Below are 22,580 nucleotides of genomic sequence, written 5' to 3' on the forward strand. Positions count from 1 at the left end.
CCATGGCGCAGACCCTTTACGACAAGCTTTGGGAGAACCATGTTGTTCATCAGGAAGCTGATGGCACGGCACTCCTCTACATTGATCGCCACCTTGTACATGAGGTGACCAGCCCGCAGGCCTTCGAAGGTCTGAAGCTGGCCGGCCGCAAGCTGTGGCGGATTTCATCCATCGTTGCAACGGCCGATCACAATACCCCGACCGATCACTGGGAAGAGGGGATCAAGGATCCGGTCTCCCGACAGCAGGTTGAAACGCTGGATGACAACATCCGCGAAACCGGTGCGCTGGCCTACTTCCCGTTCAAGGATCCGAAGCAGGGCATCGTGCATGTGGTCGGTCCGGAAAATGGCGCAACCTTGCCTGGCATGACTGTCGTTTGCGGTGATTCGCATACCTCGACGCACGGTGCCTTCGCCTGTCTGGCGCATGGCATCGGTACGTCCGAAGTCGAGCACGTGATGGCAACGCAGTGCCTGCTGCAGAAAAAGTCGAAAACTATGCTGATTGCTGTCGAAGGCAAACTCGGCAAAGGCGTGACTGCAAAGGATGTGGCGCTGGCCATTATCGGCACCATCGGTACCGCCGGCGGTAACGGTTACGCCATCGAGTTTGGCGGCAGCGCCATTCGCGGTCTGTCGATGGAAGGTCGTATGACCCTGTGCAACATGGCCATCGAAGGTGGTGCACGCATGGGTTTTATTGCGGTCGACGATACGACAATCAATTATTTGCAAGGTCGTCAGTTTTCGCCGAAGGGTGAAACATGGGACAAGGCCGTTGCTTACTGGCGGACATTGCATTCCGATGCCGGTGCGCAGTTTGATCGCGTGGTCACGCTTAAGGCAGAAGACATCCGTCCGCAGGTGACCTGGGGGACTTCGCCCGAGATGGTGGTTGCCATCGATGCCATCGTGCCAGACCCGGCGAAGGAAGCCGATCCGGTCAAGCGCGAGGGTATGGAACGTGCGCTGCAATACATGGGCCTGAACCCGAATACGCCGATGCAGAATATTGCGGTCGACAAGGTATTTATTGGCTCCTGTACCAATTCCCGCATCGAAGATTTGCGCGAAGCCGCTTCGGTTCTGAAGGGGCGCCATGTGGCTGCCAATATCAAACTGGCGTTGGCGGTGCCGGGTTCCGGTCTGGTCAAGCGCCAAGCCGAAGCCGAAGGCCTGGACAAGGTTTTCGTTGCGGCAGGTTTTGAATGGCGGGAACCGGGGTGCTCGATGTGTCTGGCGATGAACGCCGATCGTCTGGAGCCGGGTGAGCGCTGTGCCTCGACCTCGAATCGCAATTTTGAAGGTCGTCAGGGGCCCGGTGGGCGTACCCACCTGGTTAGTCCGGCAATGGCGGCTGCGGCGGCGATTGCTGGCCGCTTTGCTGATGTGCGCGAAGTCCTGTAAGCGCTAGTCGGTATGGTGCGCCCTCTTTTTTTTATCCTGATGCTGTTCGGTCTGAATGCTTGTCATACGGCCGAGGGTGTCAAACGGGATGTGGCGGTTGGTGCCGAGAAAACCGGCGAGATTGTCGAGAAAGGGGGCGAAGCCGTTGGCAAGGCCCTGCAAAAAAGTGGCGAAGCGGTCGAAAGCGCTTTGCAGAAGAGTGGAGAAGTGGTCGGCGAAACCTTGAAGAAAGGTGGCGAGGCCGTGCAGAAGGTGGTGAATTAATGGATAAATTTATTCGTCTTGAAGGGCTGGTGGCGCCGCTTGATCGCAGCAATGTCGATACCGATGCGATCATCCCGAAGCAATTCCTGAAGTCGATCAAGCGTTCCGGTTTTGGCCCGAATGCCTTCGACGAATGGCGTTACATGGATGTCGGCCAGCCGGGGCAGGACAGCTCTCAGCGGCCGAAGAACCCGAATTTCGTGCTCAATCTGCCGCGTTATCAGGGCGCCGAAGTGCTGTTGACTCGCGCCAATTTCGGCTGCGGCAGCTCGCGCGAACACGCACCATGGGCGCTGCTCGATTTCGGCTTCAAGGCGATCATCGCCGAATCCTTCGCCGATATCTTCTTCAACAATTGCTACAAAAACGGCATTGTGCCTATCGTGTTGCCAGCGGCCGAAATCGATACCTTGTTCCAGCAGGTCGAGGCGACACCGGGTTACAAACTGGTGGTCGATCTGCAGGCGCAAGCAGTGATTCGTCCGGACGGCTATGGCATTCCATTCCCGATCGATGCTTTTCGCAAGGAATGTTTGCTCAATGGCTGGGACGATATTGGCCTCACTTTGCGCCATGCCGAGAAAATTCGCGAATTCGAAGAAAAGCGCCGTATCAACCAGCCATGGCTGTTTGCCTAACCAAGGAAAAATCATGAAGATTTGTGTTCTGCCGGGGGACGGCATTGGTCCGGAAATCGTTACTGAAGCCGTGCGCGTGCTCAAGTCGCTCGATCTCAAGCTGGAGCTGGAAGAGGGCCTGATTGGCGGCGGCGCGGTCGATGCGACAGGGACCCCGTATCCGGAAGCGACCAAAAGACTGGCTGCTGAGGCCGATGCCATCCTGCTCGGTGCTGTCGGTGGTCCGAAATGGGACGGGCTGGCCCGTGAGCTGCGGCCTGAGCGCGGTCTACTCGGTATTCGCAAGGATTTGAACCTGTTCGCCAACCTGCGTCCGGCCATTCTTTACCCGGAACTGGCGAATGCCTCGACCTTGAAGCCGGAAATCGTTGCCGGCCTCGATATCCTGATTGTTCGTGAGTTGACCGGGGATATCTATTTCGGCCAGCCGCGCGGTGTGCGCGAGGAAAATGGTGAGCGTGTCGGTTTCAATACGATGGTCTACAGCGAATCGGAAATCCGTCGCATCGGCCATGTCGCTTTCCAGGCGGCGCAGAAGCGTAACAAGAAGTTGTGCTCGGTTGACAAGATGAACGTACTCGAATGCACCCAATTGTGGCGCGACGTGATGATCGAGATTGCCCACGACTATCCGGACGTCGAACTCAGCCACATGCTGGTTGACAACGCCGCCATGCAACTGGTCAAGGCGCCGAAGCAGTTTGACGTGATGGTCACCGGCAATATGTTTGGCGACATCCTGTCCGACGAAGCCTCTATGCTGACTGGTTCGATCGGCATGCTGCCGTCGGCCTCGCTCGACGCTAATAACAAAGGAATGTACGAACCGTCGCACGGCTCGGCACCGGACATCGCCGGCCAAGGTGTTGCCAATCCACTGGCCACCATTCTGTCGGTGGCGATGATGCTGCGCTATACCTTCGGCCTTGAGGCGCAGGCATTGCGCGTCGAAAATGCGGTCAAGAAGGTACTGGCCCAGGGCTATCGCACCGGCGATATCTACGAGCGTGGGACCAACAAGGTCGGTACCAAGGAAATGGGCGATGCCGTGCTGGCGGCACTGGCGTAAACCGAACGGCACATTCGTGCGTTAAATACAGGTTCTATTCGGAGAGTTAGTCATGAAGAAGGTTGGTCTGGTCGGTTGGCGTGGCATGGTCGGTTCCGTGCTGATGCAGCGTATGGTCGAAGAGGGCGATTTTGCTCATATTGATCCGGTGTACTTCTCTACTTCCGCCGCTGGTGGCAAGGCGCCGGTATTTGGCGGCAAGGAAGCCTCTCTGCCGCTGCAGGATGCCTCCAACATCGATGCGCTGAAGGCCTGCGAAATCATCATTACCTGCCAGGGGGGCGATTACACCAAGGAGGTCTTCGCCAAACTGCGTGCTACCGGCTGGAGTGGTCACTGGATCGACGCCGCCTCTTCTCTGCGCATGGCTGACGATGCCGTAATCGTCCTTGACCCGGTCAACATGCACGTCATCAAGGAGGCGCTGACCAAGGGCGGTAGAAACTGGATCGGCGGCAACTGTACGGTTTCCCTGATGCTGATGGGGCTCGGTGGGCTGTTCCAGAACGACCTGATCGAATGGGCAACCTCGATGACCTATCAGGCCGCCTCTGGTGCTGGTGCGCAGAACATGCGCGAGCTGATTTCCCAGATGGGCGCCATTCATTCGTCGGTTGCCGACCTGCTGGCCGATCCGGCATCGGCCATTCTCGATATCGATCGCAAGGTCGCCGAAACCATTCGTTCTGACGCCTTCCCGAAGAAGAACTTCCGCAATACGCCGCTCGCCGGCTCGCTGATTCCGTGGATTGATGTGCCTTACGAGAACGGCCAGTCCAAGGAGGAATGGAAGGGCGGTGCCGAATGCAACAAGATCCTCGGCAAGCCGGCTTTCCGCTCGGCCGGCTCGATCCCTATTGATGGCCTGTGTGTGCGCATTGGTGCCATGCGTTGCCACAGCCAGGCGCTGACCATCAAGCTGAAGAAGGATGTGCCGCTCGACGAGATCAGCGACATGCTGGCCAAAGCCAATCCGTGGGCCAAGGTTGTGCCGAACGACCGCGAAGTCTCCGAGCGCGAACTGACCCCGGCAGCCGTCACCGGCACGCTGACTGTGCCGGTCGGTCGTCTGCACAAGATGGCGATGGGCCCGGAATACCTGGCCGCATTCACCTGCGGTGACCAGCTGTTGTGGGGCGCTGCTGAGCCGCTGCGCCGCATGCTGCGCATCTTGCTGGATGCTTGATTCGGCTTGCTTGCGATGCGGGATTTTTCACAAAGTGTAAAAATCCCGGTTTGACAGAACAAAAAACGCCTCGCTTTACAGTGAGGCGTTTTTGCTTTCCGGGTTTCGCGAGTGATGCCGCTTTGTTTCTCGGATGGGGCTCATACGATTGAGGCAGCTGCCCCTGCAGGCCTCGGAAAACCGATGGCTAAATCCTTCTGGTGTCGGTTTTCCGTGTTTCAATATCATGGTGCGAATTGAAACTGTATTTAAAATCAAATATTTATGGGTTTTTGGTGCGTTAGCAAAGGCTGGCATGTCGTTTGCAATGATATGGTCACCGAAGCCCTTTCCCGGCTTCCTTACTTTCAGGAGAAGACATGAAACGTATTGCCCTCGCCGCCGTCCTCGCCGCCGTGTTTTCCACTGCGGTCATCCCGCCGGTCTTTGCCCAGGAAGCCTCGACGCTGAAAAAAATCAAGGATACCGGGAGCATTACGCTCGGTCACCGCGAATCTTCGATTCCATTCTCGTATTACGATGACAAGCAGCAAGTTATCGGTTATTCGCATGAATTGATGCTCAAGGTGGTCGATGCCGTCAAGGCTGACCTGAAACTTGCCAAGCTCGATACCAAACTGATGCCGGTGACTTCCGCCAATCGCATCACCTTGATCCAGAATGGCACCGTAGATATCGAGTGCGGTTCGACCACCAATAATCTGGAGCGCCAGAAACAGGTTGCCTTCTCTTCTACCATTTTTGTCATCGGCACTAAGTTGATGGTCAAGAAAACTTCAGGGATCAACGATTTTGAAGATCTTGCTGGCAAGAATGTCGTTACTACGGCAGGCACCACTTCTGAGCGCCTGATTCGCAAGATGAACGAAGACAAGCAGATGAAGATGAACGTCATCTCTGCCAAGGATCACGGCGAGAGCTTTCTGACCCTGGAAACCGGTCGTGCCGTCGCCTTCATGATGGACGACGCGTTGCTCTACGGCGAAATGGCCAAGGCCAAGCGTCCGGCCGAGTGGGCGGTGGTTGGTACTGCGCAGTCCAAGGAGGCCTACGGCTGTATGTTGCGCAAGGACGATGCTGCATTCAAGAAGGTCGTCGACGCAGCGCTGACCAAGGCCATGACTTCTGGTGATGCCGAGAAAATCTACAACAAATGGTTCATGAATCCGATTCCGCCTAAGGGGCTGAATCTGAACATGCCTTTGTCGGCGGAAATGAAAGCGTTGTACAAGGCGCCGAACGACAAGGCTTACGAGTAATCCCAAGAAACTCAGTAGTGACTCAGGCACCCCGGCTGGGGTGCCTGGATCGGCTTGTCCCGAAAATGGTGAGGAGTTCTATGTTTAACCTCTTCTTCCATGCGGCCTCCTCGCTTGCAGCGCGTTGAGCGATAACAGGAAACTGCATTGCGTTTTCAGGAAATGCTGATTCCGCTCACCGGGAGTTTTGGTGCTCCCGCTCTTCCCGCTCCGACGAGGAAACTTCATGAACTATCAATGGAACTGGCACGTCTTCCTGCAGCCGACGGCTTCGGGTGATGACGTCTATCTTGGCTGGATGCTCTCCGGCTTGCAGATGACCGTGATGCTCTCGCTGAGCGCCTGGGTCATTGCCTTGCTGCTCGGTGCGCTGATGGGCGTCCTGCGTACGGTGCCGAACAAGCTGCTGAGTGGGCTGGCAACCGCCTACGTCGAGCTGTTCCGCAACATCCCGCTGCTTGTGCAGCTGTTCATCTGGTACTTCGTGCTGCCTGAACTTTTGCCGGAAGCCATCGGCAACGCCTTCAAGCAGTCGAACCCGGTGTTCCAGCAATTCCTGGCAGCGATGGTCTGCCTCGGCTTGTTCACCAGCGCCCGGGTTGCCGAACAGGTGCGTTCCGGCATCAATTCCCTGCCGCGGGGGCAGAAGAACGCTGGCCTGGCGCTGGGCCTGACGTTGCCGCAGACCTACCGCTTCGTCATGCTGCCGATGGCGTTCCGCCTGATCGTGCCGCCGCTGACTTCGGAATTTCTCAACATTTTCAAGAATTCCGCTGTCTGTTCGACCATCGGCCTGCTCGAACTGGCCGCCCAGGGGCGCCAGCTGGTCGATTACACCGCGCAGCCCTACGAATCCTTCATTGCCGTGACCGTCGCCTACGTTGCCATCAACGTCATCGTCATGACCCTGATGAAGAAGATGGAAGACAAGGTCCGCGTGCCGGGCTACATGGGAGGCAAATAGCATGTACGAATTCGATTGGTCCTCTATCCCTGGTGCGCTGCCATTCCTTTGGGATGGCATGAAAATTTCACTGGAAATTACCCTGCTGTCGGTTGTTGTCGGCATCGTTTGGGGCACGTTGCTGGCGATGATGCGCCTGTCCTCGATCAAGCCCTTGTCGCTGTTCGCTGCCGGCTACGTGAACCTGTTCCGCGCCGTGCCGCTGGTCATGGTGCTGCTGTGGTTCTTCCTGATCGTGCCCAAGTTCATCGAGCAACTGTTCAACTTGCCGCCGGGTACCGATCTGCGCCTGACGTCGGCGATGATCGGCTTCGCGCTGTTCGAGTCGGCCTACTACTCGGAAATCATCCGCGCCGGCATCCAGTCCGTGCCCAAGGGCCAGATGGCTGCCTGCCAGGCCCTGGGCATGAACTACACGCAGTCGATGCGCCTGGTGATCCTGCCGCAGGCCTTCCGCAACATGATTCCGCTGCTGCTGACCCAGGCCATCATCCTGTTCCAGGACACCTCGCTGGTCTATGTGTCGGCGCTCGCCGACTTCTTTGGCGCGGCCTACAAGGTTGGTGACCGCGATGGGCGACTGGTCGAGATGCTGCTGTTCGCCGGTGCCGTCTATTTCGTCCTTTGCTTTGCTGCTTCGACGCTGGTCAAGCGCCTGCAGAAAAAATACCACCCGGCCTGAGCGCCGCGTTCCCAGGAGAATTCCATGATCCAGATTTCCAATGTCAGCAAGAGCTACGGTACCTTCGACGTACTGAAGGACTGCTCCACCACGGTCAGCAAGGGCGAGGTGATCGTCGTTTGCGGCCCGTCGGGTTCCGGTAAATCGACGCTGATCAAGTGCGTCAATGGTCTCGAACCGTTCCAGTCCGGCGAGATCATCGTCAACGGCATATCAGTCGGCGATCCGAAGACCAACCTGTCCAAGCTGCGCGCCCGTGTCGGCATGGTGTTCCAGAATTTCGAGCTGTTTCCGCACATGAGCATTACCGACAACCTGGCCATCGCCCAGATGAAGGTGCTCGGTCGCAGCCGCGACGAGGCGGTGGACAAGGGACTGAAACTGCTCGACCGGGTCGGCCTGAAAGCGCATGCACACAAGTTCCCCGGCCAGTTGTCCGGCGGTCAGCAACAGCGCGTGGCGATCGCCCGGGCGCTGGCGATGGACCCGATCTGCATGCTGTTCGACGAGCCGACCTCGGCACTCGACCCGGAAATGGTCAACGAAGTGCTCGACGTGATGACCGAACTGGCCCAAGAAGGCATGACCATGATGTGTGTCACGCACGAAATGGGCTTTGCCCGGCGCGTCGCCAACCGGGTCATCTTCATGGACCACGGCCGCATCGTCGAGGACGACGCCAAGGAAGCCTTCTTCGCCAATCCGCGTTCCGAGCGGGCGCAGCAGTTCCTGGCCAAGATCCTGCACCACTGAACAAGCGCACCACAGATCAAAAGACCTCAAAGAGGAGACAACAGCATGACCGAGAATACCCTGCCGTCCTATCTCTCGCCTGAGCATCTCGGGCCATGGCAGACCTACCTGAGCCAGATTGAGGCGGTCGCACCGCATATCGAGGTTTCCTTGCGCCCCTGGATCGAAACGTTGCGTCGGCCGAAGCGCTCACTCATCGTTGACGTGCCGTTGCGCCGAGATAATGGTGAGATCGTGCATTTCGAAGGCTACCGTGTACACCACAATACTTCGCGCGGGCCGGGCAAGGGAGGCGTGCGTTATCACCCTGATGTCACGCTCTCAGAAGTGATGGCCTTGTCTGCCTGGATGACCATCAAGAATGCTGTAGTCAATGTGCCCTACGGCGGCGCCAAGGGAGGTATCCGCGTCGATCCGAAACTGCTCAGCATGCCCGAACTGGAGCGCATGACCCGGCGCTATACCAGCGAGATCAACATACTGCTTGGACCGGACAAAGATATTCCTGCGCCGGACATGAATACCAATGAACAGGTCATGGCCTGGATGATGGATACCTATTCAGTCAACCAGGGACGGACGACGACAGGGGTTGTCACCGGCAAACCGATCTCGCTGGGCGGTAGTCTGGGGCGGCGTGATGCGACTGGTCGAGGTGTATTCGTTACGGCTTGTGCGGCGGCGGCAAAGATCGGGTTGGCCATACCTGGGGCTCGTATTGCCGTGCAGGGGTTCGGTAATGTTGGCGAGGCGGCCGCACGCATTTTCCACGATGCCGGTTCCCACCTGGTGGCAGTACAGGATGTTGGGGGGACTATCTACCATCCGGCAGGTATTGATCCGTATGCCTTGAAGCAGCATTTGCTGGTTGGTGGAAAAATCGGTGAGTTTCCCGGTGCGACATTGATTGCTCCCAGCGAATTCTGGTCGCTGGATTGCGACATCCTCGTACCGGCGGCGGTTGAGGGGCAGCTTACCGCCGATAATGCTGTAGGCATCCGGGCGCAGATGATCGTCGAAGGGGCTAACGGTCCAACCACGCCGGCTGCCGATGCCATCCTGCACGAGCGCAACGTGCTTGTAGTGCCGGATGTTCTGGCCAATGCGGGCGGTGTCACTGTCAGCTATTTTGAATGGGTGCAGGATTTCTCCAGCTTCTTCTGGACCGAGGAGGAGATCAATGCCCGTCTGGCTCGTATCATGAGCGAAGCTTTCGATGCTGTCTGGGAAGTTGCCGGGGAGCGTGGCCTGCCTCTGCGAACTGCCGCCTTCGTGGTGGCGTGCAAACGGGTGCTGGCGGCACGGGCAATGCGCGGCCTCTATCCCTGATCGGAAAAATGGCTTGGCTGCACTTCCTTGTGCTCAGCCGGGCCTGTGGCATTCCCCGTACAATGACCCATTAGCCCAGACGATGATCATGCCGGAATCCGACACTTCCCTGCCAAGCTCGCTGCCCCGTCCGCATCGCGTGCTTGGTTTGCTTGGACTGCTTGTCGCTTTTCTGCTGTTGGCACTCCTCTCCTATCGGGTATCCGAGCACTTTGGTATTGAGTCCATGCGTCGGGATGCTTCGCACCAACTGGACATTCTTGGTGCTGCCATCGATAGCGAGGTGACGCGCCATGCCTCGATTCCTAGTGCGGTCGAACTCAATCCGGATGTGCTTGCTTTGCTGCGTGCGCCGAGCGAGGCGCAGGACATTCGTCAGGTCGAGGCCAACCGCTTCCTGCAGAAGCTTAATGATCATCTGGGCGGCCCGGCCATTTTTGTCCTTGATATGACAGGCCGCGTGGTCGCTTCCAGCGACTGGATATTCTCCGATAATCTGCTCGACTCCGATCTGTCGTATATGCCGTTCTTTCGCGATGCAGTGCGGGGTACGCCAGCGCGCCATTATGCGGTTGATCATGTCCGGCATGAGCCGGGTTATTACTTTGCGTTACCGATCCGCGACGAAACTCGGGAATGGGCCATCATCGGTGTCGCCGTCGTCAAATCGGGCATTCGCGAGGTCGAGCGGCGATGGCTGGCGCAGGAAGCGCCAGCCTTGATCGTCGACCGCAATGATGTGGTTTTGCTCGCGTCGCCATCGACCTGGCGTTATGCAACCTTGCATCAACAGCCGCCAGCCGTGCTGGAGCGTCTCGGTCGGCAGCAGTTCGCCGGACAACCGCTGGGGACGATCAGTCTCGATATCGATCTCGACGGGACCAATGAGGGGAAAGTCATCCATCTGCCCAGGCACTTGCGCGCTGACGTGCCGCCGACGCTGGGCGCCCGCCCATATTTGGCGATGGCTCGCCACTTGTCGGGAACGGCCTGGCGCGTTGTCGTTTTTTCCGATCTGCGGCCGGTTGGCGTGCAGGCTGCGACGCATGCAGCGCTCAGCGTCGCAGCCTTGGGCTGTCTGCTGCTCGGCATCCTTTACACCCGCCAACGGCGGCGCCTGGCGCGCGGACGCGAGGAGGCCAGGGCGATGCTCGAACGCGCCAATCAGGAACTGGAATGCAAGGTCGAAAAACGTACTGCCGATCTATCGGAAGCAGTTAGCGGTCTGCAGCGCGAGGTCCAGGAGCGGCAGCGCGCCGAACAGACTTTGCGCGCGGCGCAGGCTGAACTGGTGCAGGCCGCCAAGTTGGCCGTGCTTGGTCAGATGGCCACCGGCATTACCCATGAACTCAGTCAGCCGCTGGGTGCCATTCGCACACTCTCGGCCAATGCCGCCGAATTCATGCGCCGGGGCGATGCGGCGACGGCTGGCAAGAATCTGGCTATCGTCGAGCAGTTGACTGAGCAGATGGGGAATATCATCGGGCCGCTGAAAACTTTTGCTCGCAAGTCGCCTGCCGTATCGAGCGCTGTTGACTTGGCGCAGGCGCTGGATGGTGCATTATTCCTGTTCGAGTCGCGACTGAAGAAGGAGTCGGTGGTGATTGAGCGCCGCATCGCTGCCGATGCAGGTATGGCATGGTGCGATCGAAATCGTCTGCAGCAGGTGTTGGTCAACCTGATCGGAAATGCCCTTGATGCGATGCAGGATGAGCCGGTGCGGCGTTTGAGCTTTGCCGTGGACCGGGCCAGTTCAGGGAAACTTGCTTTGGCGGTCAGCGATAGCGGCTGTGGCTTTTCCGAAGAGGCGCTGGCGCATTTGTTTGAACCTTTTTTTACCACCAAGCAACCGGGTGAAGGGTTGGGCCTGGGTCTGACCATTTCGCGCGATATATTGCGCGATTTTGGCGGTGACCTGATGGCTGGGCCGGCACCCGGGGGCGGCGCCCGTTTCGTCGTCTTGCTGCCGCCACTGCCGGCGGATTACCGGAAACCCACGCCATGAAGATGCTGCTCCAGGTCCTGCTTGTTGAAGATGATCCGAATGTTCGCCTCGGTTGTGAGCAGGCCATGCAACTGGCTGGTATTCCGGTCGTCGCCGTTGCCTCTGCGGAAGAGGCCGAGAAATATCTGACGGCCGATTTTCCCGGCGTCGTTGTCACCGATATGCGACTGCCCGGGATTAGCGGCATGGACCTGTTGTGTCGGGTGCGCGCGCGCGATACTGGTTTGCCGGTGATCATCATCACCGGCCATGGTGATGTGACGCTGGCGGTGGAGGCCATGCGCAATGGCGCCTACGATTTCATGCAGAAGCCGTTTTCGACCGACGACCTGATCGAAGTCGTGCATCGGGCGCTGGAAAAGCGCGCGCTGGTGCTGGAAGTCGAGGCTTTGCGCCGCCGTCTTGATCAGCGTGACGACTTGGAGGCCCGGTTGATCGGGCGCTCGCCGCAGATGCAGAAAGTGCGCCGGTTGATCCTGGATGTCGCTGATGCTGGGGTCGACGTACTGATTTACGGAGAAACCGGAACTGGCAAGGAAATGGTCGCACGTTGCCTGCACGACTTGTCGCGCGCCGGCCAAGAGAACTATGTCGCGCTCAATTGTGGCGGCATGGCCGACAATCTGCTTGATAGTGAGCTGTTCGGACATGAGTCCGGTGCGTTCACCGGTGCCCAGAAGCGGCGTATCGGCAAGATTGAATATGCCAGTGGCGGCACGCTGTTTCTCGACGAACTGGAAAGCATGCCGATGAGCATGCAGATCAAATTGTTGCGTGTGTTGCAGGAACGGGTTATCGAGCGTCTCGGTTCGAACCAGCAGATTCCGGTCAATTGCCGGATTGTCGCGGCCAGCAAGGAAGACTTGAAAATCTGGTCGGAACAGGGCAAGTTCCGCGCTGATCTTTATTACCGGCTGAATGTTGTGCGAATCGAGTTGCCACCCTTGCGTGAGCGGCGTGAGGATATTCCTGCGCTTTACGACGCTTTTCTGCTGCAGGCGGCCAAGCGCTACAACCGGCCATTGCCGGTGGTTTCCCCAGAAAATATGCACCGCCTGATGGCACAGGACTGGCCGGGCAATATCCGCGAATTGAAGAACGTTGCCGATTGCCATGTGCTCGGGATTGGCAGCGATGCGGCGCCGGTCGGCGAGGTCGGCAGGGCCTCGCTGACCGAAGCGGTGGAAAACTACGAGCGCTTGTTGATTACCGACGAGTTTTCACGACAGCACGGCAACATTCAACGTACTGCGGATGCACTGAAAGTTGCCCGGACGACGATGCACGACAAACTCAAAAAATATGGCTTATTACAGTGAGCCGGCTTGCACGAACCCGATGTGGATGCAGAATGCAACGGGAGCCTGGGAAAGCGTCTGAATTAGTATATTTTGCCGTAAAAGCAAGGTCCGGCAAGAGCGGGGGCACAAGGAGGCAGAGAAATCGTATAAGAGTATTGTGTGGTGCGACTGCTTGATTTCCTGTTGTTTTGGTGATTTTGCCCCATGCTGAGAAAGCAATTCAGCTTGCATTGCTAAGTGCATGATGTTAATTTGATTATCCCAAATTGAACGCTCAGGGCATGGCCGTGACCGAGAATAATTCTTCCAAACTCAAGAAACGTGCGCTGGCGGTAGCCGTCGCTTCCTGTTTGTCGCTTGCGTCTGTGGCTTCAGAAGCCGCCGGGCTTGGAAAACTCACGATTTTTTCCGGCTTGGGGCAACCGCTCAGGGCGGAAGTGGAAATATCGGCCACCCCTGAGGAGCTGGCGGGAATGACCGCTCGTCTGGCATCGGCCGATGTGTTCAAACAGGCCGGCGTGGATTTTTCACAAGCGCTCTCCAGTTTGCGTTTTGATATCGAGAAGCGGGCTGGTGGTAGGTCGGTTGTCAAGCTGACATCAACGCGTCCGGTCAATGACCCATTTCTTGACTTTTTGGTCGAGTTGAATTGGCCGGCTGGTCGTTTGGTTCGCGAATATACTTTCCTGCTTGATCCGCCTGAGTTTGCTGCGGCGCAAGGTTTGCAAAGCAGTGTTGATGCAAAGGTTGTCGAGACGGTGCGTGGCGGAGGGCGTCTCCCGGAGCCACGAGTGGCGCCGCTTGCTCCTGTTGCAGCCAAGCCGGTAGCCAAGCCGGCGCAAACTGAAAAGCCGAAGTCGCAACCCGATCAGACGACCCGTCTTGTCGAACGTGGCGATACGTTGCGCAAGATTGCCGGAGAAACGCAATATCCTGGCGTTTCGCTTGAGCAAATGCTGGTCGGCTTGTACAGAAATAATCGGGATGCATTTATTGCCAACGATATTCATCGTTTGAAGGCGGGTGCCATTCTGAATATTCCGGATGAGGCTGCTGTGGCTGCCGTATCTGAAAAAGACGCGCGTCAGGTGTATGTTTCCAGCGGTGATTTTTCGGCCTACCGCCGTAAGTTGGCAACTGCTGCAGCAACAACTTCGCAGGATGACACGCCAGCGGTGCAGCGTTCTGCCGGGCGTATTACGCCGAAAGTTGAAGAAAAAATGCCCACAATTGATCCGCTCAAGGATCAGGTGCGGGTTTCACGTGCTGACGCTTCGGCGAAGGGCGATGGCAGCGACTTGGATAAATTGGCTCGCGAGAAGGCGCTGCAGGAGGCACAAACCCGCCTTGCCATGCTGGAAAAAAATGTTAGCGAGTTGCAGACCTTGCTCGCGATGAAGAATCAACGACTGGCCGAGCTTGAGAAGCCGGTTGCGCCGAGCGTTCCCGCACCAGCGGAGCCGGTGAAGCCTGCGGTGGAAGCAATGACTCCCCCGGTTGTCTCGGAGGCCGTGCCGCCAGTTGCCGCGCCGAAGGCTGAGGCTTCGGATACAGCGAGCCAGGTGCCTGTTGAGTCAGCGCCTAAGCCTGTCGATGCTCCGCCGGTTGCCAAGGCTCCGCCACCGCCGGTACCTTTAGCGCCAGTAGCTGTCGAAGAGCCGGATTTGCTGGATTCGCTTTTGGAAGATCCGTTGCCTTTGGCTGGCGGTGCGGCGGTCTTGGCTCTGTTGACGGGCTTACTGGTGTTTCGCCGGCGCAAGCAGGGGCAGTCATCCCAAGGGGCGACAACTTTGCCTGCGGCTTCCGGTCTTGGTCCAAACTCTGTTTTCGGTTCAACCGGGGGGCAGAGCGTAGATACCGGTAGCGTGCCGCAGCATACCGGCGAGTTCAGTCAGGCTGGTCCGGGCACAATTGATACCGATGATGTTGATCCGGTAGCCGAAGCGGATGTCTACATGGCCTATGGCCGGGATGCGCAAGCCGAGGAGATTCTGCTCGAAGCGATGCAGAAGGATCCGAATCGTTTGGCCATCCATGCCAAGTTGCTAGAGATTTATGCGAATCGTCGCAGCCTCAAACAATTTGAAACCCTGGCTGCAGAGTTGTATGCACAGACGGCAGGTATCGGGCCGGAGTGGGAGAAAGTCGCGGCTTTGGGTGGCGGGATTGATCCTGCCAATCCGTTGTACGGGCAAAAAGATCACGCGGCAGGTTTGTCGGACGTCTCGGGGAAAACCTTCGATCCTGATGCGACGCTCGTGGTTCGGCCTGCCCAGGCTGCTGCGACGATGGCCGGGATGGTCCCGATGCTTGATGCCAGCGATACGGGTGATGAGCAGTCGGCTACCGATGTATTGGGGTTTTCTTCCGAGCCTGCCAAGCTTGCCGGCGCTGAGCCATCTTATGAGGCAACCTTGGTTAGTAGTACACCGCTGGCTCAGGAATTTTCGTCCTCGGCCGGGTTGGGTGAGGTTGAGGATGGTTTGAGTCTGGACTTCGATCTGGGGAGCGCCTTTGAGGCATCGCAGCCCATCGAGAAAAAACTTGATGCCGTTGCTGATCCGCTGCCAGAGCCAGTCGTTACGCCTGGTTTTGCTGCCACCGAGAACAGTGATTCTTCCGAGGCCCTTGATTTCGATCTGAGTGGCATGGTTGGCGGTGATTCCGGGCTTGGTGTTGGCAAGCCGCCGGTTGCTGAACCGATTGTTGATGATCTTGCCGTGCCAGATTTCGGCGCCATTGATCTGTCGCCGCCGGCCACCAAAGAGTCAGTCTCGCCGATGGATTTTTCCCCGGAAGAAACCGTGGTGAATGCAGGCGGTGTGGGTGGTGGAAACTCGATTGATACTGGGTTCGATCTGGGTGAGATGCCGGTGGGTACGGTGCCGGATCTTCCGGTCGATGTTTCCGTGATGGAAGATTTGGCTTTTGTGCCAGGCATGGCGGATTTGCCGGAGTTTGAGTTGCCGCTGTCCGGAATCACCAAGGCACCGACAGCCAAATCTGTGGATACAGATCTCGCGGTCGTGACAGATGATTTTCCTGATATTTCGTCTGTGCCAAGCGCCGATGCGGGCAATGAGATGGATTTCGATGTCAGTCTCGGTGATTCAGCCGTTCTTGGCGAGTCGGTGCCTGCTTCTGAATTCGATCTCGGTGCGATCAATCTCGATTTGTCAGCAGCACCGAACAGCCAGCTTGTGGATTTTTCTGCCGGGCCCGCAGGTGACGACATAATCCCGGTCGAGCTCGAAGAGGCTGCATTTGCTGCGCCGAACGATCCGCATTGGGAGGAGGTCAATACCAAGCTGGATCTTGCCAAAGCCTACGAAGAAATGGGTGATCTGGAAGGTGCTCGCGAGTTGCTGCAGGAAGTCCTTGGCGACGGTCCTCCCGACTTGGCGGCGCAGGCCAAGGCAATTCTTGAGCGCGTGGGCGGTTAAAATACTGTCTGGCAAACGGCAAATGGCCCCGTGTGGGGCCATTTGTATTTATGGAGCCTCTTTTTGTTGCATCCTTCTTCCGCGCTCATTGCATGGTTTGCCGCTCTAGTGGCGGTTCAGTCCCTTGACTACCCGGGTTTGTCGGCGTGTGCCGTGCTGTTGATGCTGGTTCCTGGTGTCGCTCAGCCGTGGTTGGGTTTCGTGCGTCGGGCGCGCTGGTTGCTGGCGACCTTGTGGCTGATCCTGGCTTACAACACGCCCGGTGAGGCGTACGCGGATATCGTTTGGGCGCCGACCTACGAGGGGCTGGCAGAGGCCAGTGTGCATGCTGTACGGCTGATCGTCATGCTCGGTTGCCTGTCCTGGCTTTTTGTTCGTTTGGGACGGGATGGGCTGCTGGCTGGCCTGTGGGGCGTGCTGCAGCCCTGGCGCTACTTTGGGCTGGATACCGAGCGACTGGTCGTGCGTCTGTCGCTGGTGTTGGAAAGTCTGAAAACACCACAGGAAAAAGGGGCCTGGCGAAAAATTTTGCTTGCCGAGCCGGATTTCGCCGATGGGGCGAACAGCATAAAATTCGCCTCCGCTGTGTGGACCGGGCGAGACAGTTTGCTGATTGCCGGTGCCTTGTCGTTATTGATGGTTGTGGTGCTATTTTGAGAATTGCGCTGGGTGTCGAATATTACGGAACGCCGTTTCGCGGCTGGCAAAGCCAGGCTGGCGGCGGCACGGTGCAGGATGTGCTGGAAGCGGCGCTGGCGGTTATCGCCGGGCAGTCTGTCGGTACGATGTGCGCCGGGCGCACCGATGCCGGCGTGCATGCGACGCAACAGGTGGTGCATTTCGACGCGCCGGTCGACCGACCATTGACGGCCTGGGTGCGCGGCGTCAATACCCATTTGCCGGACGGTGTGGCGGTGCGCTGGGCGCAACCGGTCGGCGACAATTTTCACGCTCGCTTCAGCGCTCGCGGCCGACGCTATCGCTATCTGCTGCTCAACCGGCCGCAGCGTCCTGGCTTGTGGCAGGGGCGAGTCGGCTGGTTTCATTTGCCGCTGGATTTGGCCGCGATGCAGGATGCTTGCGGTCGACTGCTCGGTGAGCACGATTTTTCCGCCTTCCGCGCTGCACAGTGCCAAGCCAAGTCACCGATCAAGACCGTGAGCGCAGCAAGCGTGCGCCAATGCGGATCGATGTTCGTTTTCGATTTTGCTGCCACTGCTTTCCTGCATCACATGGTGCGCAACCTGGTTGGCACGCTGGTGCATGTCGGCAAGGGGGCGCGGGCGGCCGACTGGGTGGACGAACTGCTGCAGATGCAGGATCGCAAACTGGCCGCGCCGACCTTTTCGCCGGATGGCTTATATTTTCGCGGGCCGGTTTACGAAGCGCAGTGGAACTTGCCGGAGCCGGTTGATGATTTTCTCGATGGAATGTTGAAATGAAATCCGCTGACATGAAACCCGCCGCCATGAAAACCCGCATCAAGATCTGCGGCCTGACCCGCGAAGAAGATGTCGATGCCGCTGTCGCCGCCGGTGCTGACGCCATCGGTTTCGTCTTCTACCCGCCCAGCCCGCGTTACGTGACGCCGCAGCGGGCGGCTGAACTGGTCCGGCGCATTCCGCCCTTTGTCGAGGTGGTCGGCCTGTTCGTCAATGAGCCGGCAGAGAATGTGCTGGCCGCCTGCGCCGCCGTGCCGATCAACGTCCTGCAATTTCACGGCGATGAGGATGCGGCGTATTGCCGTCAGTTTTCAAGGCCTTATCTCAGAGCGGCACGGGTAAGGCCGGGGCTTGATCTGGTAGAATTCGCCGGCTCGTTTCCTGACGCCCGGGGTTTGTTGCTGGATGCATTTGTCGACGGTTACGGTGGGGGTGGCCATGTCTTTGACTGGACGCTGATTCCACCGGGGCTACCCGGCTTTTTGATACTTTCCGGCGGGTTGACCGCAGAAAATGTCGGTGCCGCCATCGAACGCGTGCAACCGTTTGCGGTCGACGTCTCTTCCGGTGTCGAAATGAGCAAGGGCGAAATACGTAAGGGCATCAAGGATCACCAAAAAATCGCTGCCTTCGTGGCGGCTGTACGGAAAGCCGATGAATCAATATAACTTCCCAGACGCCAAAGGCCATTTCGGCCCCTACGGTGGTGTGTTCGTGGCCGAGACGCTGTTTGGCGCACTCGATGAACTGAAGCAGGCTTACGCCGCGGCGCAGGCCGATCCGGCCTTCCGGGCCGAATACGAATATGAACTGAAGCATTTTGTCGGCCGTCCGTCGCCGATCTACCACGCCAAGCGCTGGTCCGAAATGCTCGGTGGCGCGCAGATTTACCTGAAGCGCGAGGATTTGAATCACACCGGCGCGCACAAGGTGAACAACTGCATCGGTCAGGCCATGCTCGCCAAACGCATGGGCAAACCGCGCGTCATCGCTGAAACCGGTGCTGGCCAGCATGGTGTGGCGACGGCAACCGTTGCCGCCCGCTACGGCATGGAATGCGTGGTCTATATGGGTAGCGAGGACGTCAAGCGCCAGGCGGCCAACGTCTATCGCATGAAGCTGTTGGGGGCGACTGTCGTGCCGGTCGAATCCGGCTCGAAGACGCTGAAGGATGCGCTGAACGAAGCGATGCGCGACTGGGTGACCAACATCCACAATACCTTCTACATCATCGGCACGGTGGCCGGCCCGCACCCGTACCCGATGCTGGTCCGAGATTTCCAGAAGATCATCGGCGAGGAATGTCTGGAGCAGATGCCGGAAATGACCGGGCGTCAGCCGGATGCGGTGATCGCCTGTGTCGGTGGCGGTTCCAACGCGATGGGCATTTTTTACCCCTACATCAACGTCGAAGGCGTTCGCCTGATTGGCGTCGAAGCGGCTGGCGATGGTATGGAAACCGGCCGTCATTCGGCGTCGCTGACTGCCGGCGTACCCGGTGTGTTGCATGGCAACCGCACCTACCTGCTGCAGGATGAAGACGGTCAGATCATCGAGACGCATTCGGTATCAGCCGGTCTCGATTATCCGGGCGTCGGTCCGGAGCATGCGTGGCTGAAAGACCTCGGCCGCGCCGAGTATCAGCCGGTGACCGACAGCGAAGCGCTCGATGCTTTCCATACGCTGTGTCGCATCGAAGGCATCATTCCGGCGCTGGAGTCCAGTCACGCGTTGGCCTACGCCGCCAAGCTGGCGCCGACGCTGGACAAGGACAAGATTCTGCTGGTCAACCTCTCCGGTCGGGGTGACAAGGACATGCATACCGTGGCCGAAAAATCAGGGATTCAGTTCTGATATGTCACGTATTCAAAAAGCTTTCGAACGCCTCAATGGCGAGGGCCGCAAGGCGCTGATTCCGTTCATTACCGCTGGTGATCCGAGCGCCGATCTGACCGTACCGTTGATGCATGCGCTGGTCGATGCCGGGGCCGACATCATCGAATTGGGTGTGCCTTTTTCCGATCCGATGGCCGACGGCCCGACCATCCAGCGGGCTTCCGAGCGTGCATTGGCGCGTGGCATGACGCTGCGCAAGGTCTTGCAGCGGGTGAGCGCCTTCCGTACCGAAAACGACAAGACGCCAGTCGTGTTGATGGGTTACGCCAATCCCATCGAAGCCATGGGCCTCGACGTGTTTGCCGAAAAGGCTGCGCAATCCGGCGTGGACGGCGTGCTGGTGGTCGATTATCCGCCGGAAGAGGCGGAGAAATTCGGTGCTGCGATGAAGGCGAACGGCATGGATCCGATTTTCCTGATCGCGCCGACGTCGACCGCAGAACGTATCGAGCAGGTGGCAAAAATCGCCAGCGGCTATGTGTATTACGTGTCGCTGGCCGGGGTCACTGGTTCCGGCGCGCTGAATGTCGAGGCGGTCGCTGAAAAGTTGCCGGCCATCCGGCAAAAAACCGGGCTGCCGGTCGGTGTCGGCTTCGGTATTCGCGATGCGGCCACCGCGTCGCGCATTGCCGTCTTTGCCGATGCCATCGTCGTCGGTAGTCGCATTATTGAAGAAATTGAGCAGTCGACCGCAGAAACGGCCTGTGCCAACGTCAAGACGCTGGTTGCGGACATTCGTCGCGGTGTGGATGAGGTAAAAAAATGAGCTGGTTGACCAAACTTCTCCCCCCGAAAATCAAGCGTGAACAGGGCGTGCAGCAGCGCCGCGGCAATCTGCCGGAAGGTTTGTGGAGCAAGTGCCCGGCCTGCGAAGCCGTACTCTATGCCACCGATCTGGCGAGCAATCTGCAGGTTTGCCCAAAGTGCGGCCATCATCACCGGATCAACGCCCGTCAGCGGCTTGACCTGCTGCTCGACCCGGAAGGTCGTTTCGAGATCGGTGCCGAGGTTGTTCCGGTCGACACGCTGAAATTCAAGGATTCCAAGAAGTATCCGGATCGTCTGATGGAAGCCAATCGCGATACCGGCGAGACGGATTCGATGGTGGTCATGCAGGGCGCCATCAAGACCCTGCCGGTTGTTGCGGCGGCCTTCGAGTTCGACTTCATGGGCGGCTCAATGGGTTCCGTGCTTGGCGAGCGTTTTGTCCGCGGGGTCAATGCGGCGCTGGAACATAACACCGCGTTCATTTGCATCACCGCATCCGGCGGGGCACGCATGCAGGAAGGCTTGTTCTCGCTGATGCAGATGGCCAAGACGACGGCAGCGCTGACCAAGTTGTCCGAAGCCGGTCTGCCCTTCATCTCCATCCTGACCGACCCGACCATGGGCGGCGTTTCTGCCTCGTTTGCCTTTGTTGGCGATGTGGTAATTGCCGAACCGAAGGCGCTGATCGGCTTCGCCGGCCCGCGTGTGATCGAACAAACCGTGCGTGAAACCCTGCCGGAAGGCTTCCAGCGGGCTGAATTCCTGCTCGAAAAGGGGGCCGTCGACATGATCGTGGATCGGCGCGAAATGCGCGATCAGCTTGCCCGGACTTTGGCGCTACTGCAAAAATTCCCGGTCGCCGCTTGAAATCGCTGAACGACTGGCTGGCCCATCTCGAAGCCTTGCACCCGAAAGGGCAAGCCGGCATCGAGCTGGGTCTGGACCGCATCCGCCAGGTCAAGGCCGTTCTCGGCCAGCAGCAACACTGTCCGGTAATCGTGGTCGGCGGGACGAATGGCAAGGGTTCGACCTGCGCCTATCTGGCCAACATCATTGCCAAAGCCGGTTACAAGGTCGGTTGCTATACCTCGCCGCATATCCTGGCTTACAACGAGCGGGTGCGTCTGAACGGCGAAGCGGTTTCCGACGCGGCGCTGTGTGCGGCCTTTGAGCGGGTCGAGGCGGCGCGCCTGAGCAGTGGCGTGGCGCTGACTTATTTTGAATTCGGCACGCTGGCGGCCTGGGAGGTCTTTGCTGCGGCCGGCGTCGAGGCAGCTGTGCTCGAAGTGGGGCTGGGTGGCCGTCTTGATGCGGTCAACGCCTACGAACCGGATGTTTCCATTGTTACCGGCGTGGCGCTGGATCACACCGACTGGCTGGGGCCGGATCGGGAGTCCATCGGTTTCGAGAAAGCAGGAATCTACCGGGCCGGCAAGCCGGCCTTGTGTGCCGATCCTAACCCGCCGCAATCGCTGCTCGATCATGCCGCAGTGATCGGTGCCGATTTGCGTTTGCTCGGCCGCGATTTCGGTTTCGAGCGGCCGGCTGCCGAGGCGGCGGAAAATCGCCTGCAATGGCGCTGGTGGTGTCGCTCGGGCGACCAGTTGATCAAACGCTCGCTGGCCTTTCCCGGCCTGCGCGGCCCGACCCAGTTGCTCAATGCAGCCGTCGCATTGGCTGCGCTGGAAGCCATCGTCGACAAGTTGCCGGTAACCATGCAGGCGATCCGGCCGGGCTTGATCGAAACCGAACTGACCGGCCGCTTCCAGGTCATTCCCGGCAAGCCGGCCATCGTTCTCGATGTCGGCCATAACCCGCAAGCCGTCTCGGTGCTTGCCGGCAATTTGTCCAATATGGGTTTTTTCAATGCGACCCATGCGGTCGTCGGCATGCTGGCCGACAAGGATATTGCCGGTGCGCTGGCGCCGCTCAAGGGGCGCGTCGATGTCTGGCATCTGGCGACACTGAGCGGTCCGCGTGCTACGCCGGCTACCGTTTTGGCCGATCTGGTGCGGGCTGGTGAACTGGGGGGCGAGGTCGTTTGCTACGACACACCAGTAGCCGCCATGCAGGCCGCCCGGGAGAGCGCCGGGGAAAGTGATAGAATTCTGGCCTTCGGATCGTTCTACACGGTGGCCGGAGCACTCGAAGCGCTCGGCAGGAAAGCCTGAT

Annotated in this window: 20 protein-coding genes; all 20 read left to right on the plus strand. The window is 58.6% G+C overall.

The genetic code is table 11. The features are described 5' to 3' along the window. Positions 1-2: 2 nt before the first annotated feature. The 20 genes from leuC to folC all read left to right on the plus strand — a co-directional run bounded on the left by leuC (position 3) and on the right by folC (position 22,579). A complete protein-coding gene (leuC, locus tag RCI20_RS06055; protein ID WP_306603672.1) occupies positions 3-1,409 on the plus strand; it encodes a 3-isopropylmalate dehydratase large subunit in 1,407 nt (468 codons plus the stop codon). 12 nt (positions 1,410-1,421) lie between these two features. After that, the gene (locus RCI20_RS06060; protein WP_306603673.1) at positions 1,422-1,673 is read left to right on the plus strand and encodes an entericidin EcnAB; all 252 of its coding nucleotides are present in this window, start codon (positions 1,422-1,424) and stop codon (positions 1,671-1,673) included. After that, positions 1,673-2,311, plus strand: a complete 639-nt coding sequence (gene leuD, locus RCI20_RS06065; protein WP_306603674.1) for a 3-isopropylmalate dehydratase small subunit — start codon at positions 1,673-1,675, stop codon at positions 2,309-2,311. The genes RCI20_RS06060 and leuD overlap by 1 nt, the downstream gene beginning before the upstream one ends. Positions 2,312-2,324: 13 nt before the next feature. Continuing rightward, positions 2,325-3,380 (plus strand): 3-isopropylmalate dehydrogenase, encoded by a 1,056-nt coding sequence (leuB, locus tag RCI20_RS06070; protein WP_306603675.1) that lies wholly within the window; start codon positions 2,325-2,327, stop codon positions 3,378-3,380. Positions 3,381-3,432: 52 nt separating this feature from the next. After that, entirely contained in the window at positions 3,433-4,566 is a 1,134-nt protein-coding gene (gene asd, locus RCI20_RS06075; protein ID WP_306603676.1) for an aspartate-semialdehyde dehydrogenase, read from the plus strand. A gap of 359 nt (positions 4,567-4,925) precedes the next feature. After that, positions 4,926-5,825 (plus strand): glutamate/aspartate ABC transporter substrate-binding protein, encoded by a 900-nt coding sequence (locus RCI20_RS06080; protein ID WP_306603677.1) that lies wholly within the window; start codon positions 4,926-4,928, stop codon positions 5,823-5,825. A 226-nt stretch (positions 5,826-6,051) separates the two neighbouring features. Further along, on the plus strand, positions 6,052-6,789 hold the full coding sequence (locus tag RCI20_RS06085; RefSeq protein ID WP_306603678.1) for an amino acid ABC transporter permease: 738 nt from the start codon (positions 6,052-6,054) through the stop codon (positions 6,787-6,789). A 1-nt stretch (position 6,790) separates the two neighbouring features. Then, positions 6,791-7,471, plus strand: a complete 681-nt coding sequence (gene gltK, locus RCI20_RS06090) for a glutamate/aspartate ABC transporter permease GltK (protein ID WP_306603679.1) — start codon at positions 6,791-6,793, stop codon at positions 7,469-7,471. 24 nt (positions 7,472-7,495) lie between these two features. Beyond that, positions 7,496-8,224 (plus strand): amino acid ABC transporter ATP-binding protein, encoded by a 729-nt coding sequence (locus RCI20_RS06095; RefSeq protein WP_306603680.1) that lies wholly within the window; start codon positions 7,496-7,498, stop codon positions 8,222-8,224. A 45-nt stretch (positions 8,225-8,269) separates the two neighbouring features. Further along, positions 8,270-9,553 carry a Glu/Leu/Phe/Val dehydrogenase gene (locus tag RCI20_RS06100; protein ID WP_306603681.1) on the plus strand — a complete coding sequence of 428 codons (1,284 nt, stop codon included), beginning with the start codon at positions 8,270-8,272 and terminating at the stop codon, positions 9,551-9,553. A gap of 88 nt (positions 9,554-9,641) precedes the next feature. Continuing rightward, positions 9,642-11,558 (plus strand): ATP-binding protein, encoded by a 1,917-nt coding sequence (locus RCI20_RS06105; RefSeq protein ID WP_306603682.1) that lies wholly within the window; start codon positions 9,642-9,644, stop codon positions 11,556-11,558. Then, positions 11,555-12,877, plus strand: a complete 1,323-nt coding sequence (locus tag RCI20_RS06110; protein WP_306603683.1) for a sigma-54 dependent transcriptional regulator — start codon at positions 11,555-11,557, stop codon at positions 12,875-12,877. Before RCI20_RS06105 ends, RCI20_RS06110 begins: the two co-directional genes overlap by 4 nt. 269 nt (positions 12,878-13,146) lie before the next feature. Further along, on the plus strand, positions 13,147-16,302 hold the full coding sequence (locus tag RCI20_RS06115) for a FimV/HubP family polar landmark protein (RefSeq protein WP_306603684.1): 3,156 nt from the start codon (positions 13,147-13,149) through the stop codon (positions 16,300-16,302). A 66-nt stretch (positions 16,303-16,368) separates the two neighbouring features. Then, entirely contained in the window at positions 16,369-16,959 is a 591-nt protein-coding gene (locus tag RCI20_RS06120) for a hypothetical protein (RefSeq protein WP_306603685.1), read from the plus strand. After that, a complete protein-coding gene (gene truA, locus RCI20_RS06125; protein WP_306603686.1) occupies positions 16,956-17,744 on the plus strand; it encodes a tRNA pseudouridine(38-40) synthase TruA in 789 nt (262 codons plus the stop codon). Before RCI20_RS06120 ends, truA begins: the two co-directional genes overlap by 4 nt. Positions 17,745-17,770: 26 nt before the next feature. Further along, complete coding sequence (locus tag RCI20_RS06130; protein ID WP_306603740.1) at positions 17,771-18,412, plus strand: phosphoribosylanthranilate isomerase; 642 nt, start codon at positions 17,771-17,773, stop codon at positions 18,410-18,412. After that, positions 18,399-19,598, plus strand: a complete 1,200-nt coding sequence (gene trpB, locus RCI20_RS06135; protein ID WP_306603687.1) for a tryptophan synthase subunit beta — start codon at positions 18,399-18,401, stop codon at positions 19,596-19,598. The genes RCI20_RS06130 and trpB overlap by 14 nt, the downstream gene beginning before the upstream one ends. Position 19,599: 1 nt before the next feature. After that, positions 19,600-20,406 carry a tryptophan synthase subunit alpha gene (gene trpA / locus RCI20_RS06140; protein WP_306603688.1) on the plus strand — a complete coding sequence of 269 codons (807 nt, stop codon included), beginning with the start codon at positions 19,600-19,602 and terminating at the stop codon, positions 20,404-20,406. Then, complete coding sequence (gene accD / locus RCI20_RS06145) at positions 20,403-21,275, plus strand: acetyl-CoA carboxylase, carboxyltransferase subunit beta (protein ID WP_306603689.1); 873 nt, start codon at positions 20,403-20,405, stop codon at positions 21,273-21,275. Before trpA ends, accD begins: the two co-directional genes overlap by 4 nt. After that, on the plus strand, positions 21,272-22,579 hold the full coding sequence (gene folC, locus RCI20_RS06150; protein WP_306603690.1) for a bifunctional tetrahydrofolate synthase/dihydrofolate synthase: 1,308 nt from the start codon (positions 21,272-21,274) through the stop codon (positions 22,577-22,579). The genes accD and folC overlap by 4 nt, the downstream gene beginning before the upstream one ends. Position 22,580 lies beyond the last annotated feature (1 nt).

The sequence above is a fragment of the Azonexus sp. genome, from assembly GCF_030824335.1.
Classification (GTDB): domain Bacteria; phylum Pseudomonadota; class Gammaproteobacteria; order Burkholderiales; family Rhodocyclaceae; genus Azonexus.